General features: G+C 64.6%; 12 protein-coding genes. 6 read left to right on the forward strand and 6 right to left on the reverse strand.

Annotated features, from left to right (window positions below; all coding sequences use genetic code 11):
- Window positions 1–2: 2 nt before the first annotated feature.
- Together OSH12_RS10740 and OSH12_RS10745 are read right to left on the reverse strand one after the other, a co-directional pair.
- The gene (locus tag OSH12_RS10740; RefSeq protein WP_266343539.1) at window positions 3–1,523 is read right to left on the reverse strand and encodes a sugar ABC transporter ATP-binding protein; all 1,521 of its coding nucleotides are present in this window, start codon (window positions 1,521–1,523) and stop codon (window positions 3–5) included.
- A 144-nt stretch (window positions 1,524–1,667) separates the two neighbouring features.
- Window positions 1,668–2,705, reverse strand: a complete 1,038-nt coding sequence (locus tag OSH12_RS10745) for a sugar ABC transporter substrate-binding protein (RefSeq protein ID WP_266343540.1) — start codon at window positions 2,703–2,705, stop codon at window positions 1,668–1,670.
- A 482-nt stretch (window positions 2,706–3,187) separates the two neighbouring features.
- Between OSH12_RS10745 and OSH12_RS10750 the strand changes: the two genes are divergently transcribed.
- From OSH12_RS10750 to OSH12_RS10760, 3 genes are all read left to right on the forward strand, one after another.
- Window positions 3,188–4,153: a sugar-binding protein gene (locus tag OSH12_RS10750; RefSeq protein WP_266343541.1), complete on the forward strand. Its 966-nt coding sequence runs from the start codon at window positions 3,188–3,190 to the stop codon at window positions 4,151–4,153.
- 103 nt (window positions 4,154–4,256) lie between these two features.
- Complete coding sequence (locus OSH12_RS10755) at window positions 4,257–5,783, forward strand: sugar ABC transporter ATP-binding protein (protein ID WP_266343894.1); 1,527 nt, start codon at window positions 4,257–4,259, stop codon at window positions 5,781–5,783.
- Window positions 5,776–6,777 carry an ABC transporter permease gene (locus OSH12_RS10760; protein WP_266343542.1) on the forward strand — a complete coding sequence of 334 codons (1,002 nt, stop codon included), beginning with the start codon at window positions 5,776–5,778 and terminating at the stop codon, window positions 6,775–6,777. Before OSH12_RS10755 ends, OSH12_RS10760 begins: the two co-directional genes overlap by 8 nt.
- A 475-nt stretch (window positions 6,778–7,252) precedes the next feature.
- Here OSH12_RS10760 and otnI read toward each other — a convergent pair whose 3' ends face one another.
- Together otnI and ltnD are read right to left on the reverse strand one after the other, a co-directional pair.
- Entirely contained in the window at window positions 7,253–8,029 is a 777-nt protein-coding gene (gene otnI, locus OSH12_RS10765; protein WP_266343543.1) for a 2-oxo-tetronate isomerase, read from the reverse strand.
- Between the two features lie 6 nt (window positions 8,030–8,035).
- Entirely contained in the window at window positions 8,036–8,968 is a 933-nt protein-coding gene (gene ltnD / locus OSH12_RS10770) for an L-threonate dehydrogenase (RefSeq protein WP_266343544.1), read from the reverse strand.
- 237 nt (window positions 8,969–9,205) lie between these two features.
- On the opposite strand from ltnD, the gene otnK reads away from it, so the two are divergent.
- The 3 genes from otnK to OSH12_RS10785 all read left to right on the forward strand — a co-directional run bounded on the left by otnK (window position 9,206) and on the right by OSH12_RS10785 (window position 11,388).
- The gene (gene otnK, locus OSH12_RS10775) at window positions 9,206–10,474 is read left to right on the forward strand and encodes a 3-oxo-tetronate kinase (RefSeq protein WP_266343545.1); all 1,269 of its coding nucleotides are present in this window, start codon (window positions 9,206–9,208) and stop codon (window positions 10,472–10,474) included.
- Complete coding sequence (otnC, locus tag OSH12_RS10780; protein WP_266343546.1) at window positions 10,456–11,118, forward strand: 3-oxo-tetronate 4-phosphate decarboxylase; 663 nt, start codon at window positions 10,456–10,458, stop codon at window positions 11,116–11,118. Before otnK ends, otnC begins: the two co-directional genes overlap by 19 nt.
- A 135-nt stretch (window positions 11,119–11,253) precedes the next feature.
- Window positions 11,254–11,388 (forward strand): hypothetical protein, encoded by a 135-nt coding sequence (locus OSH12_RS10785; protein ID WP_266343547.1) that lies wholly within the window; start codon window positions 11,254–11,256, stop codon window positions 11,386–11,388.
- A gap of 427 nt (window positions 11,389–11,815) precedes the next feature.
- Here the strand turns inward: OSH12_RS10785 and OSH12_RS10790 are convergent, their stop codons facing one another.
- Together OSH12_RS10790 and OSH12_RS10795 are read right to left on the reverse strand one after the other, a co-directional pair.
- The gene (locus OSH12_RS10790) at window positions 11,816–13,093 is read right to left on the reverse strand and encodes a D-tagatose-bisphosphate aldolase, class II, non-catalytic subunit (RefSeq protein ID WP_266343548.1); all 1,278 of its coding nucleotides are present in this window, start codon (window positions 13,091–13,093) and stop codon (window positions 11,816–11,818) included.
- Window positions 13,093–14,049: a tagatose kinase gene (locus OSH12_RS10795; protein ID WP_266343549.1), complete on the reverse strand. Its 957-nt coding sequence runs from the start codon at window positions 14,047–14,049 to the stop codon at window positions 13,093–13,095. The genes OSH12_RS10790 and OSH12_RS10795 overlap by 1 nt, the downstream gene beginning before the upstream one ends.
- Between the last annotated feature and the right edge of the window lie 205 nt (window positions 14,050–14,254).

Here is a 14,254-nt window from a genome sequence, read left to right on the forward strand (position 1 = left end):
TCTCAGGCGGCTTCCAGCAGCCGATCCTTGCTGATCGTCTCATTGGTGAATTCGCGCACGATGCGTCCCTTCTTCATGACGAGGACGCGATCGGCGAGCGACAGGACGGTTTCCGGCTCGGCCGAAACGACGATGACGGCGAGGCCCTCGTCGCGCAGCGCCCGGACGATCTTCACAACATCGTCCTTGGCGCCGACATCCATCCCGCGCGTCGGCTCGCTGAGCACCAGCACCTTGGGGCGGTGGGTCAGCCATTTGGCGAGCGCCACCTTCTGCTGGTTGCCACCGGACAGCGCGCCCAGCGCCACTTCCGCGCGCGGCGGCCGGATGCTCAGGCTCTCGACATGCTTGCGCGCGATCGAGCGCTCGACGTTCGGCTTCAGCCAGAGGCGCGAGATGCGGCCGAGGATGCTGATCGAGACATTCTTGTAGACGGGCTGCTCGTAGAACAGCATCGAGCGCCGGTTCTCCGGCACGAAGGCGATGCCCGCATCGTGCGCCTGCGTCGTGTTGCGCAGCCGCCGCTTGCGCCCATCGATGGCCAGCGTTCCCGTATCCGCCTTGATCTTGCCGAACAGGGTGCGTGCCAGCTCGATCTGGCCGCAGCCCATGAAGCCGTAGATGCCGAGGATCTCGCCGGCCTTCACGTCGAAGTTGACGTCGACATAGGCGCGACCAAAACCCAGATTCTCCGCCGCAAGCACGACGGGCAGTCCCGGCTTCGAGGCGAGTGTGATAGTGCCGGTATAGCTCTCTTCAAGATCCTGATGACCGGCGCCGATCATCCGTTCGATCAACCAGCCCTTGTCGATGCCCTCGACCGAATGGGTCACGATCAGCCGGCCATTGCGGAAGACCGTGACGGTGTCGGAGATCGACAGGATGTCGTCGAGGAAATGCGAGATGAAGACGATGCTGCGCCCGCTGGCGCGCACGCCCTTCAAGACATTGAAAAGCAGCTGCACTTCAGGCGGCGACAAGGCCGATGTCGGCTCGTCGAGAATGATGATGCGCGCGCCGGAGAAGATGACCCGCGCCAATTCGATCAACTGCTGCAATCCGATCGGCAGGTCGCCCATGCGCGTCTTCGGATCAACGTCGATGCCGAGGCTCTTCAACTGGTCATGCGCGCCCGTCATCATGGTGCGCCAGTCGATGATGCCGGCCGCTGTCACCGGCTGCTTGCCGAGATAGACGTTCTCGCCCACCGTCAGGTCCGGCATGATGCTCAGTTCCTGGTGCACCATGCCGATGCCGGCGGCGAGCGCATCGCGGGCGGAGCGGAAATGCACTTCCTTCCCGTCGATCAGCATCTTGCCTTCATAGCCGGTATGAACGCCGGCGATGATCTTCATCATCGTCGACTTGCCGGCGCCGTTCTCGCCGACGAGGCCGTGGATTTCGCCGGCGCGAAGCGTGAAATCGACTTCGCGCAGGGCGGCAACACCGCCGAATGATTTGGAGATGCCCAACATCTGCAGGCGAGGCACGTCGCTGGACGGATCTTGAGATTCAGTCGTCATCAAATTCACCCGTTCGCGGCTGGGAACGCTTCGCATGGCCGCGATGACGGCCGGAGTGCTCCGACCGTCAGGCTGCGCATCGAGCCGTTGCGGGCGCTCCGGCCGGGGTTTCAGACCCGCCGGAGCCGCCGCGTTTCGTGCCGATCAGATCAGGAAGTGGTTCTGCATCCACTGCATGCCGGCGGCATTTTCCTTGGTGACGACCGGGCCGTCGGTAACGATATGCTTGGGAATGCCCTCGCCGCTCTTCTCGCCGCCCGTCACGGCAGCGACGCCCGCGATGATCGCACCACCATGGATGCGGGAGGACGGATTGCGAACCGTGGCATACATGCGGCCATCGGCAACCGCAGCGATTGCCGGCGGCATGGCATCGACGCCGCCGATCAGGATGTCGGTACGGCCGCGCGACTTCATGACATTGTAGGCGGCGAGCGCCATGTCGTCATTATGGAAGAAAGCCGCGTCGATCTGCGGGTACTTCGTCAGATAGGTGTCCCACAGGCGCGAGGCCTTTGTGACGTCCCAATCGGCCGGCTGGTCGTCGAGCACTTCCATGCCGGGATTGGCATCGATCACCGACTTGAAGCCCTTGGCACGGCCCTGAGCGCCGGAATGACCGAGCGCGCCCTGGGTCATGATGATCTTGCCCTTGCCGCCGAGCTTCTGCACGAGCGCCTGGGTCACCGAGGCACCCATGAACTCATTGTTCGGGGCGAGGAAGCTATGGACGCTGATCTTGTCCGGCGGAGCAATCAGCGTGTCCATTTCGATGATCGGAATGCCGGCATCGATCATCTTCTGGACCGGCTGGATCAGCGTGCCGATGCCGAAAGCCTGGATACCGACAAAATCCCACTTCTGCGATGCCATGTTGTCGATGGCGGCGCGCTGCTTGACGGCGTCGAGCTGGCCATCGAACCAGGTAACCTCGACGTTGAAAAGCTTGCCCCAGAACTCGGCAGCCTGCTTGCCCTGGGCGCACCAGGTAGCCTGCAGGCCTGCATTGGAGAAGGCCGCCTTCAGCGGCTTCTCGGAACGGCCTGTCGCCGCGACCATTTCCTGCGCCATGGCAGGACTGATTCCCAGACCGCCAAGCATGGCGGCTGCGCTACCGGCGGCGGTGACGCCAGCGGTGCGGAAAAAATCACGACGCGACTTGGAATGCTTGTCTTCAGACATCTATTCCTCCCTGTCCGCTCGTCGAAACGCGAGCTTCAGCGCCAAACTATGACAGCGCTGTCAAAATAGTCAACGCGGTCCCTTTCATAATGTTCTGCTGCACTTTTGCGCTTGACGACGCTATTCATCGCACAATAGCGTAAGGGAGATCGCGTATAGGATCATCGAACTTAAACAAGGCGTTACGTCAGGATTGAGCAACATCTGACCGGCCGCTTCCACAAGGGAGGTCGCCGAAGGAGTTGTACTGCTTAGAGAGAGTTTTCCAAGCTGGAGGCGCCCATCCATCGATGGGTTTGCAAGGAAAAAGGCCCTCGATAGCCAGTAAAGCCCGGCATGCGGATCGGCAGAACATCGATCCGCGCGACACGAAGGACCGAGGATCCGTTCGCGTTCGGCAATGGATGCATTGCAGGCCTTATCGCCTGCTTATTTCCACACATTCAAAAAACAAATTGAAACTATCAAAGGGCGAGGAAACCATGCACATCTTCAACAGGCGTTCCCTGATCATTGCGTCGTCGGCTATTGCCTTGGCGCTGACCGCCACCCAGCCGTCCTTCGCGGCCGACAAGAAAACGCTCGCCTTCGTGGTGAACGTACCGGCCGACTTCTGGACGATTGCTCGCGCCGGCACCAACAAGGCCCAGGCTGAGCTGCCGAACTATAACATCGAATTCTACATCCCCGGCGAAATGTCCGCTGCCGCCCAGAAGAAGATCCTCGAGGATCTGCTCGCTCGCGGCGTTGCCGGCGTCGCCATCAGCCCGGTCAATCCGGACGATTCGACCGCCATTCTCAACGAAGTCGCCTCCAAGGCCGTCCTGATCACCCATGACGCCGACGCGCCGAATTCGAACCGCCTGATGTATGTCGGCACCGACAACGTCGCCGCGGGCCGCCAGGCCGGCGAGCTGATGAAGAAGGCTCTGCCGGATGGCGGCAAGGCGATGCTGTTCGTCGGCACCATGGACGCCGCCAATGCCCGCGAACGCACCCAGGGCCTCAAGGAAGCCATCGCCGGCACCAAGATCGAGATCATCGACATCCGTACCGACGGCGGCGACCAGGCCAAGGCCAAGGCGAACGTCGAGGACACGCTGACGAAGTACCCGGATATCGACCTGCTGGTCGGTCTGTGGGCTTACAACACCCCGCAGATCTACAACGCTGTTAAGTCGCTGGGTAAGGCCGGCTCGGTCAAGATCGTCGGCTTCGACGAAGACCAGCAGACGCTCAAGGGCATCGCTGAAGGCGTGATCGACGGCACCGTCGTCCAGCAGCCCTACGAGTTCGGCTACCAGTCGATGATCAACATGGCGAAGATCATCGAAGGCGATAAGTCGGTCATCCCCGAGAACAAGCTGCAGATCGTCCCGACGCAGATCGTCGACAAGGCCAACGTCAAGGAATTCGGCGAAAACCTGAAGAAGGTGCTCGGCAAGTAACGCCCGATTGCGCACGCATCCCAGGCCGGCTTCGGCCGGCCTGGGATGCGATGGATCGACATGCGGGCCGGGGTGAGACCCGGACGTTCATCTCGCGGGCATGATGACAGAACAAATTCTCGAATTACGGGCCATCACCAAGACCTATCCGGGCGTGACCGCCCTCAGCGGCGTTGACCTCACCGTCAATTCTGGCGAGGTGCTCGGACTGATTGGCGAAAACGGCGCCGGCAAATCCACCCTGATGAAGATCCTCGGCGGCGTCGTTGCCCCGAGCGGCGGAACGATCCGGATCGACGACGTCGAACACGCGTCGCTTACGGTCAACAGCTCGACCGGCGCCGGCATCGCCTTCGTCCACCAGGAACTCAACCTCTTCGAAAATCTCGACGTCGCGGGCAATGTCCTGATCGGACGCGAGCCCCGGTTCGGCGGCTTCATGAAGCTGATCGACCAGAAGGCGCTGCGGGCCAGGGTCCAGCCGTTGCTCGACCGGCTCGGCGTCGATTTCAACGCCCGCGCCCTGGTCGAGGACCTTTCGATCGCGCAACGCCAGATGGTCGAGATCGCCAAGGCGCTCTCCTATGACGCCCGCGTCATCATCATGGACGAGCCGACCTCCTCCCTCACCCTGACGGAGACGGAGCGGCTGCTGAAGGTGATCGGCGAACTGCGCGAATCAGGCGTCAGCGTCATCTACATCTCGCACCGCCTTTCCGAAGTCATGGCCTGCGCCGACCGCGTCGTGGTCCTGCGCGACGGCCAGCGCGTCGGCTCGCTCGATCGCGGGGAGATCACCCATGATGCGATGATCCGGCTGATGATCGGTCGATCGCTGAAATCGCTCTATCTTCCGCCCAAGCAGCAACCGCGCGACCAGGGCCTGGTCGTCGAGGATCTCGTCACCACCGCCTTTTCCAACAGCAAGGTGTCGTTCAAGATCCGCCGCGGCGAGATCGTCGGGCTGGCCGGTCTGGTCGGCTGCGGTCGCACCGAGGTGGCACAGGCCATTTTCGGCGTGGATCCGGCGCTGGGCGGACGCGTCACGATCGACGGCAAGTCGGTGAAACTCGGCGACGTCCGCTCCGCCATCGCCCACGGCATCTATCTGGCACCGGAGGACCGGAAGCGCTCCGGTCTCGTCCTAGACCTGCCCATCGCGGAAAATATCACGCTCGCCAGCTTGCCCCGCTATGCGCGGATGACGCTGGTCGACACCGCCGCCGAGCACAAGGTCGCCGAGGAACAGGGGCGCAAGCTCAAGATCAAGGCGCCCGATGTCGACACGATCGCCCTCACCCTGTCCGGCGGCAACCAGCAGAAGATCGTGCTGGGCAAATGGATGTCGATGCAGCCCAATGTGGTGATCTTCGACGAGCCGACACGCGGCATCGACGTCGGCGCCAAGAGCGAAATCTACGCGCTGATGCGCGAACTCTCCGACGCCGGCGTCGCCATCCTTATGATCTCAAGCGACATGGAAGAGGTGCTGGGCGTCAGCGACCGCATGATCGTCATGCATGAAGGCCACGTCTCCGGCCATCTCGAACGCAATCAATTCTCCGAACATAACGTGCTGACGCTCGCCGTCGGTGGAACGATCCAACAGGAAGCCATCGAACATGCTTAGGAAAGAACTTGGTCTCTTCCTGCTGATCCTCGTCATCGGCGCGATCACGGCGGTGCTCAATCCGCAATTCATCTCGCAGATCAACCTCACCAACCTCGCCAACCAGATCGGCCTGTTCGGCTTGTTCGCCATCGGCGTCGGCGTGGTCATCATCACCGGCGGCATCGAATTGTCGGTCGGCTCGATGCTCGCCCTGCTCGGCATCATCTTCCTCGACCTGCTGGTCAACCACGAACTCGCCTGGCCGATTGCCCTTCTGATCACGGTCGGCGGCGGCGTCATCCTCGGCACGATCCACGGCCTGCTTGTGACGCAACTCCGGCTGCAGCCCTTCGTGGTCACCCTCTGCGGCCTGCTGATCTACCGCGGCCTGGCGCGCTACTACACCGCCGATTCCACCGCCGGCTTCGGCTATGGCAGCGGCTATGAGACGCTGGAATGGTTGGTGTCGGGCCGCGTCGGCGTGGTCCCGAACGCTTTCATCTTCTTCGTCGCCGTCTGCCTGATCATGTCGGTCGTGCTGCACAAGTCGGTATTCGGCCGCTACCTGTTCGCGGTCGGCAAGAACGAGGAAGCCGCCCGCTTCTCCGGCATTCCGACCAAGCTGGTCATCACCGCCGCCTATTCGATCGCGGGCCTCCTGACCGGCCTGTCGGCGATCTTCTTCGTGTTCTACACGCAGTCGGTCTCGCCCTCGGCGCATGGCAATTTCTACGAGCTCTATGCGGTCGCGGCGGCCGTGCTCGGCGGCTGTTCGCTGCGCGGTGGCGAGGGGTCGATCCTGGGCATCTTCCTCGGCACAGTGCTGCTGCAGGTGCTGCAGAACCTCGTCAACATGCTGGGTATCCCGAGCTCGCTGAACTACACCGTCATGGGCGCGGTGATCATGCTCGGCGTCATCGCCGACCGCGAATTGCAGCGTCGCCGCATGCACAAGATCATGGTCGACAGCGCGGCGGCCCGCGCCACCGGCAAGGCGCCCGCCGCCGCCTGACCTTGGCGATCGCAGGATAGAAACGGGGCCGGAGGAGAACCTCCGGCCCCGTTTTCGTTTGGGGGACGCGGCATGGCGAGGGTGGGGCGCAGGGCGCACGAGACGACAAGGGATGACAGGAGCGGCGGCAGGGACCGCGAGAGCGGCAGAGCTGGCGAATGGACGGCCGGTAGGCGCCAAACCAGCGACACAACCCGCCCGCCCCACCCTCGCCGTCATCCCCGGCTTGACCGGGGACCCATTCAGCCGAGGCACTGACCGCGCAAAACCTCCCGAAATCACGGCCGCATGGGTCCCGGATCTCCGCTCCGCTGCGTCCGGGATGACGGCGAGGGTTTGGGAGCATGCGAGGCAGGGACGGCAAGGGGCGCTGCAGTAGTTGAATGGACGGTCGCTCCCCCCTCGCCCGGCGGCCAAAACAAAAAGGCCGGGGCAGTCGCCTGCCCCGGCCTGTCGTCTCAATCCGCCGAAATCCTCAGCGCAGCGTCGTCTGCTTCATCCAGCCGAGGCCGTCCAGCGTCGCGCCGGCGGGGCGGTATTCGCAGCCGACGAAGCCGGCATAGCCGAGCCGGTCAAGCTCGTCGAAGACACGGAAATCATTCAGTTCGCCAGTTCCCGGCTCGTTGCGCAGCGGCACGGAGGCGATCTGGACATGACCGGTGATCGGCAGCAGCGCTTCCAGGCTCTTGATCACGTCGCCATGCAGGATCTGGCGGTGATAGATGTCGTACTGGAGCTTGAGATTGGGCAGGCCCAGTTCCTCGATGATCCCGGCCGCCATGCCGAAATCGTTGAGGAAGTAACCCGGCATGTCGCGACGGTTGATCGGCTCCAGCAGGAGGTCGATGCCGTGCGGCGCCAACGTCGCGCAGGCGAAGCGCACGGCATCGCGATAGCGTTCGCCCGCCTCGGCAGAGCCGCTCGGCGCCAGGCCAGCCATCATGTGCAGTCGCTTCACGCCGGTCGCCAGCGCATAGTCGAGCGCCTTCATCACCGAGGCGCGGAACTCGTCCTGTCGACCCGGCAGCGCCGCGATGCCGCGGTCGCCAGCGGCCCAGTCGCCCGGCGGCAGGTTGAACAGCGCCTGCTCGAGGCCGGCCGCCTTCAGCTTGCCGGCCACGTCCTCCGGCGAGAAATCATAGGGAAACAGAAACTCGACCGCGTTGAAGCCGGCATCGCCGGCGGCGGCAAAGCGATCGAGGAACGACCACTCATTGAACATCATCGAGAGATTGGCGGCGAAACGCGGCATCGAAACTCAGTCCTTGTCAGAGGCGGGTGCGCCGGGCAGGTCGAGGCCGGCGATCATCGCATAGAGGCGCGCGACCGAGGCATCGTCATCCTTGCCCATTCCGGCGGCGGCGGTCATCAGAAACATCTGCAGCGCCGAGGATGCGATCGGCGTCGCAAACTTTTCGCTGCGCGAGATGTCGGCGATGATGCCGAGGTCCTTGGTGAAAATCTCGACGGCGCTCTTCGGCGAATAATCGCCTTCCAGCACATGCGGCATCCGGTTTTCGAACATCCAGGAATTGCCGGCCGAAGCGGTGATCACCTCATACACCTTGGCGATGTCGAGTCCGAGCCGCTTGGCGAAAACGATCGCCTCGGAAGCGGCGGCGATGTGAACGCCTGCCAGCAACTGATTGACGATCTTGAAGGAAGCGCCGATGCCCGACTCGTCGCCGAGCAGATAGAGCTTGGCCGACATGGCGTCGAGCGCGCCACGCGCCTTGGCGATCGCCTCTGGCCGGCCGGAGACCAGCATGGTCAGCGCGCCTTCCGCCGCCCGCGTCGCGCCGCCGGAAATCGGCGCGTCCACATAGTGGCGGCCGGTCGCCTCGACGGCTTCTGCCAGCGCCCGCGCCCGCTCAGGCGCCATCGTGGCGCAGGAGACGATGACAGCACCCGGCTTGGCCGAGGCGAGCAATCCGCCCTCGCCCAACAGCACCTGCTGGGTCTGGTCGGCATTGACGACGACGATGACGAGGATGTCGGCCGTGGCGGCAGCCTCGGCCAGCGAAACGGCGCCGGCGCCATGCTCGGCGGCGAATTTCGCCACCACGTCCGGCCGCGTATCGAAGCCGGTAACGGCGAAGCCTCCCTTGGCCAGCGATTGCGCCATGCCATATCCCATCGACCCCAGGCCGATGACCGAGAGCTGTGCTCCCGAACTATCCGTCGTCGCCATCCCGTCATCCTTTTCAGCCGGAAGCCCTGCCGCGCAAAGCGTCCAATATGATAGCGCTGTCATTGATTGCGGAATCTCGATGACAGCGCTAACAGTAGGCACTACTTGCCGAGCCGGAGCGGCTGCCGTCAAGCCCATGGGAGGGCGAAAGTGTCTTGCATTGCAACATCCAATCCCCTTCCCGGCGACGCTCCGCTCCGCGCGAAAGCCTGACCTCTCCTGCAAGGACATGACCGCATGCTGCTTGGATGCATCGCCGACGATTTGACGGGCGCGACGGACCTCTCGCTGATGCTGTCGCGCGAGGGCCTGCGCACGGTGCAGAGCACCGGCCTGCCCGGCGACGATCTTGACCTCACGGAAGTCGACGCTCTCGTCGTCGCGCTGAAATCGCGCACCATTCCGGCGGCAGACGCCGTCGCGCAGTCGCTGGCAGCGGCAGAATGGCTGCTGGCGAATGGCGCGCAGCGGTTGTTTTTCAAATATTGCTCGACCTTCGATTCGACCGACGAGGGCAATATCGGCCCGGTGGCGGAGGCGCTGCTGAAGCGGCTCGATGCCGGCTTCACCATCGCCTGCCCCGCTTTTCCAGCGACCGGCCGCTCGATCTATCAGGGCCATCTCTTCGTCAATGGCGTGCCGCTCAACGAGAGCTCGATGCGCGACCATCCGTTGACCCCGATGCGCGATTCCGACCTGCGCCGCGTGCTACAGCGGCAGACCGAACTGCCGGTCGGGCTTGTCGCCTATGCCGATGTCGACGCGGGCGCCGAAGCCATCGCCGAGGCGTTCGCGCGGGAGCAGGCGGCCGGCAAACGGATCGCCATCGTCGACGCGCTGCAGGACGCGCACCTTCGCGAAATCGGCAAGGCGCTGGTCGATGTCAGGCTGATCACCGGCGGTTCGGGCATCGCCATCGGCCTGCCGACCGCCTATCGCGACGCCGGGCTGATCGATCGGCTGACGCCGCCGGCCGCCTCGATCGCCGCCCCGGAAGGTCGCGGCGCGATCCTGGCCGGTTCCTGCTCGGCCGCGACGCGCGGCCAGGTTGCCAAAGCGCAGGAAGCCGGGCTGCCGACGCTCCGGATCGACCCGCTGGAGATCGCCTCGGGCAAGCTGACGCCGGCATCCGTGATCGAATGGCTGGTGTCGCAGCCTGCCGACGCGACGCCGCTGGTCTATTCCAGCGACGATCCCGACAGCGTGCGCGCCGTCCAGGAAAAGCTCGGCCGCGACAAGGCAGGCACGCTGGTCGAGGATCTCCTCGCCAGCGTCGCCGCCGCATTGCCCGGAAAGGGCTTCACCCGGCTGCTCGTGGCGGGCGGCGAAACCTCGGGCGCCGTCGTCAACGCGCTCGGAGTCAAGGCACTGTCGATCGGGCCGGAAATCGATCCCGGCGTTCCCTGGACGCGCAGCCGGTCCGGGCCGGATGTTGCGCTGGCGCTGAAATCAGGCAATTTCGGCACGCCCGATTTCTTCCTCAAGGCATGGAGTTCGCTCGCGTGAGCCAGACATCCCAAACCGAATCCGCGCTTCGCGAGCGCATCTGCAAGTGCGGCGCCTCGATGTTCCAGCGCGGCCTCACCTTCGGCTCGACCGGCAACATCTCGGTAGCCCTGCCGGATGGCGGCTGGCTGATGACGCCGACCAACGCCTCGCTCGGCGATCTCGACCCGGCCAGAATCTCGAAGATCGACGCCAAGGGCCAGCATGTCGGCGGCGACAAGCCGACCAAGGAAGCCTTCCTGCACCGGGTGATGTACCAGCAACGCCCGACCTGCGAGGCGGTGGTCCACCTGCATTCGACCCATTCGGTCGCGGTCTCCTGCCTGCATCACATCGACCATCATGATTGCCTGCCGCCGCTGACGGCCTATTACATCATGCGGGTCGGCAAGCTGCCGCTGGTGCCCTATCACCCGCCGGGCGACGAGAGCCTGGCGCTGGCGGTGGAAAAACTGGCCGACAAGCACCACGCCGTGCTGCTCGCCAATCACGGCCCCGTCGTCGCGGGCAAGAGCCTCGAAGACGCGATGTACGCGACCGAGGAACTGGAGGAGACGGCCAAGCTGTTTCTCATGCTGCGTGGCCAGGCAACCCGCCCGCTGACGCCGGAACAGGTTGACGAGCTACGCAAGCGGGGCGGCTGAGGCAGCCCGCAAACTGTCAGACGGAAACGTGATCGGGGCCATCGGTTCCGGTCACGATGGATTGACGGAACCGTCCTTGAGTCGTTGCCGGCAAAGCCGATAATCCTGCACCTGCGGTTGCATGTGGAGGACAGCATGAGACACGTTTTCGCTCTGCTTTTCTGCGTGGTGTCCCTGGCCGGCTGCCAGACGGACCAGACCTCGACCAGCGGAAGCTTTACCAGCTGCCAGTCGATCGGCACCGGCGGCACCGCCAACGTCATCTGCTAAGGCGGGCCCTAGCGCAGGCACGAGTGTTCTTTGGGCGCGGCGTGGCGGTTTTCGGGCTTCGTCACAAGGGATTGCTTTGCCGCTGCCCGAGGCGTTCTGAGCCGCCTCGTTTTGTTGGATTGTCTCTGCCTGAGAGCTTTCCGCCCTCACCCTCAACATGCTGAGGAGGCCCGCAGGGCCGTCTCGAAGCACGCAGCGCGGCTGTGCTCTGTGTAACGCACTGGATCGGCCATCCTCCCCGTCATCCCGGCGAAAGCCGGGATCCATGCCCGCCGAAATCGCAGAACTGACCCACATTTCCATGGCCGGTGTTTATGGGCCCCGGCCTGCGCCGGGGCGACGGAGCGTGCACCGCAGGGTGAAGTATGGATCGGCTGTCCGTCTTTCCTCACCTCTCCCTGAGGGAGAGGTGAAGGGCAATGCGTGCCTAACCCGGCCGGCAGGCGCGGCCATAAAGCTGTAGCATCCGCGTCACGCCGCGCTCCAGCAGCGCCTCGGCTGTGGCGGCGCATTCGCCGCTGCGCACGGCTTCCGCATCCTCGGGCAAGAACTGCGCAACCAGCGGTTCCGGGATCGTCCGGCCCTTCAGCGTCGCCATCAGTTTTGCCACGGCCCGCTCGGCCTGCTCATGCGGCCAGTAATAGCGGATGCGGTCGCTGTAGCTGTAATGGCGCAGCACATGCTGCTCGTCCGGCGTGCCGGGATAATAGCGCTGCCAATAGTTCGGCTCGGCCAGCATCAGCGCTTCCATGGCGTTGGCCAGCGCCCGGTCGCCATAGGAAGCATCCAACTCCGACGCGATCAGGTCGAGACCATAAAGCGTCTGGCGCAGCGCGAAGGTGAGGCCCGGGCCCACTTTCAGGATCGGGAAGCCGTCGCGGACCAGCGTCGCGAGGGCTGCTTCCGGCTGATAGTCGGTCGAATGCGCCTCGAACACGAACTGCGTCTCGTCGCCGAGCACGGCGATCAACTCGCGCGCGCGCTCGGGCCGGTAGACCACGACCTTGTCATGGCCGAACTCGACGCCGGGCTGCACGACGAGGCCGATGACGCGGCCGAAGGCCTCGGTCAGACCGGCTTCGGCGAAGACGCGACGGTGGGTGGCGATGGTCTTCTTCGCGGCGTCGGCGTGGGTCGGCGGCACATCGTCGAGATCGTGCAGGGCGCCGCCGGGCGTCGGCACTTCCGTGCCGATGATGTAGACCGGCAGCGTCAGTCCGTCCGCCTTCGCCGTCGCCTCAGCCACTTTCGCGAGCCGCGCCGCGCGATGCGCTGTCGTCTCGTCGTCGAGGCCTTCCGGCTCGCCGGCGCAGCCCATGCTGGCGTCGAGATGGATTTTCGTGAAGCCGGCGGCAACATAGGCCGCCACCATAATCTCGGCCTTGGCCAACGCCTCCTCTGCCGGCAGGCTGCGCCACGGATTGGGACCGAGATGGTCGCCGCCCAGGATCAGCTTCGTCGTGTCGAAGCCTACCTCAGCGGCGATGCCTTCGACGAAGCGGCGGAAGTCGGCCGGCCTCATGCCGGTATAGCCGCCCTCGTGATTGACCTGATTGCAGGTCGCCTCGATCAGCACGACGGTATTGGTGCGCAGACCCTCGCGCAAAGTCGCGCGGATAACCGAGGGATGGGCCGAGCAGACGGAGGTGATGCCCTGAGTGCGGCCAGCCTGATAATCGCGGGCGAGTTCGGTCAGAAGGCTCATCAGGCAGCTCCCACCGGCGTCGCGGCAATGAAGGCGTCGAGTTCGGCGAAGGACGAGGTGCCCTCCATCGGTCCCTTCACGGTGACGGTGCGCGCGCCGGCGGCGTTGGCATAGCGCAGGCAATCCTCGACCGGCTTGCCGAGGCGTCGGGCGACGAGGAAGGTGGCGCCAAAACTGTCGCCGGCGCCGGTCGGGTCGATCTCCTCGACGACGAAGCCGGGAACGTCGGTCCGGCCGTTTCGGTCAAAATGGCTGGCACCGGCCTTGCCGCGCTTCAGCACGATTTCCTGGACGCCGGCATCGAGCAACGCCGCGATGGCGCGGCCCTCGTCGGCCTCGCCGGAGAACAGCGACAGCTCCTCGCCCGAGGGCAGGAACAGATCGGTCGCCGCCAGCACGGTTTGGAACGCCGCCTTGCCGGCGGGATCGCGCAGCATCTCGACGCGGATGTTGGGATCGAACGATACCGTGCCGCCGCGCGCCTTGATGGCGGGGATCGACGCGCTGACCATGCCGAACACGGCCGGAACCGGCAGGCCGGAGCCCATGACGTGCAGGTGCCCCGCCTCGGCCAGCACGGCCTGCGCCTCCGGCGTCGCGTCGATGCGGCCGGCGGCGCTGTCGCGCATGTTGAAGACGAAATCGCGGCCGCCATCGGGGCGATAGCGGACGAACGCGCTGCCGGTGGCCGCCCCCGGATGGATGGCGACGGCCGAGACGTCGACGCCGTCCTGCTTGAGCCGGTCGAGATTGACGGTGCCGAAATCATCGTCGCCGACGGCCGAGACGATCGCCGCCGGATGGCCGAGCTTGCCGACCTGGTCGATGAAGATCGCCGGCGCCCCGCTCGGGAACGGACCGATCAGGGTCTGGGCCTCGAGAAAGCCATGGCCGAGCGTGGTCGCCATGATCTCGACGAGGATCTCGCCGATAGTGACGATCTTGCCTTCAATCATACTCTTCGCCCCTCCCTGGGCTCGCCCGCCTGGAGCAGGTTAGCTTTGCGTCCAACAGGCTCGTATTTCTTCATCTCTCCCTGAGGGAGAGGTCGACGGCAGAAGGCCGGCGGGTGAGGGTTTACGGCCTCACCGGATAGTTCCCTAAACCCTCACCCGGAGCTTCGCTCCGACCTCTCCCTCAGGGAGAGGTAAGTAAGCAGAT

This window comes from Kaistia terrae (assembly GCF_026344005.1).
GTDB lineage: Bacteria > Pseudomonadota > Alphaproteobacteria > Rhizobiales > Kaistiaceae > Kaistia > Kaistia terrae.

Excerpts from the sequence above, each read along its gene's own strand:
- OSH12_RS10745 (WP_266343540.1), bottom strand. The coding sequence starts at position 2,705 with ATGTCTGAAGACAAGCATTCCAAGTCGCGTCGTGATTTTTTCCGCACC.
- OSH12_RS10750 (WP_266343541.1), top strand. The coding sequence starts at position 3,188 with ATGCACATCTTCAACAGGCGTTCCCTGATCATTGCGTCGTCGGCTATT.
- otnK (WP_266343545.1), top strand. The coding sequence starts at position 9,206 with ATGCTGCTTGGATGCATCGCCGACGATTTGACGGGCGCGACGGACCTC.
- OSH12_RS10795 (WP_266343549.1), bottom strand. The coding sequence starts at position 14,049 with ATGATTGAAGGCAAGATCGTCACTATCGGCGAGATCCTCGTCGAGATC.
- OSH12_RS10790 (WP_266343548.1), bottom strand. The coding sequence starts at position 13,093 with ATGAGCCTTCTGACCGAACTCGCCCGCGATTATCAGGCTGGCCGCACT.
- OSH12_RS10785 (WP_266343547.1), top strand. The coding sequence starts at position 11,254 with ATGAGACACGTTTTCGCTCTGCTTTTCTGCGTGGTGTCCCTGGCCGGC.
- otnC (WP_266343546.1), top strand. The coding sequence starts at position 10,456 with ATGGAGTTCGCTCGCGTGAGCCAGACATCCCAAACCGAATCCGCGCTT.
- OSH12_RS10740 (WP_266343539.1), bottom strand. The coding sequence starts at position 1,523 with ATGACGACTGAATCTCAAGATCCGTCCAGCGACGTGCCTCGCCTGCAG.
- OSH12_RS10760 (WP_266343542.1), top strand. The coding sequence starts at position 5,776 with ATGCTTAGGAAAGAACTTGGTCTCTTCCTGCTGATCCTCGTCATCGGC.
- otnI (WP_266343543.1), bottom strand. The coding sequence starts at position 8,029 with ATGCCGCGTTTCGCCGCCAATCTCTCGATGATGTTCAATGAGTGGTCG.
- ltnD (WP_266343544.1), bottom strand. The coding sequence starts at position 8,968 with ATGGCGACGACGGATAGTTCGGGAGCACAGCTCTCGGTCATCGGCCTG.
- OSH12_RS10755 (WP_266343894.1), top strand. The coding sequence starts at position 4,257 with ATGACAGAACAAATTCTCGAATTACGGGCCATCACCAAGACCTATCCG.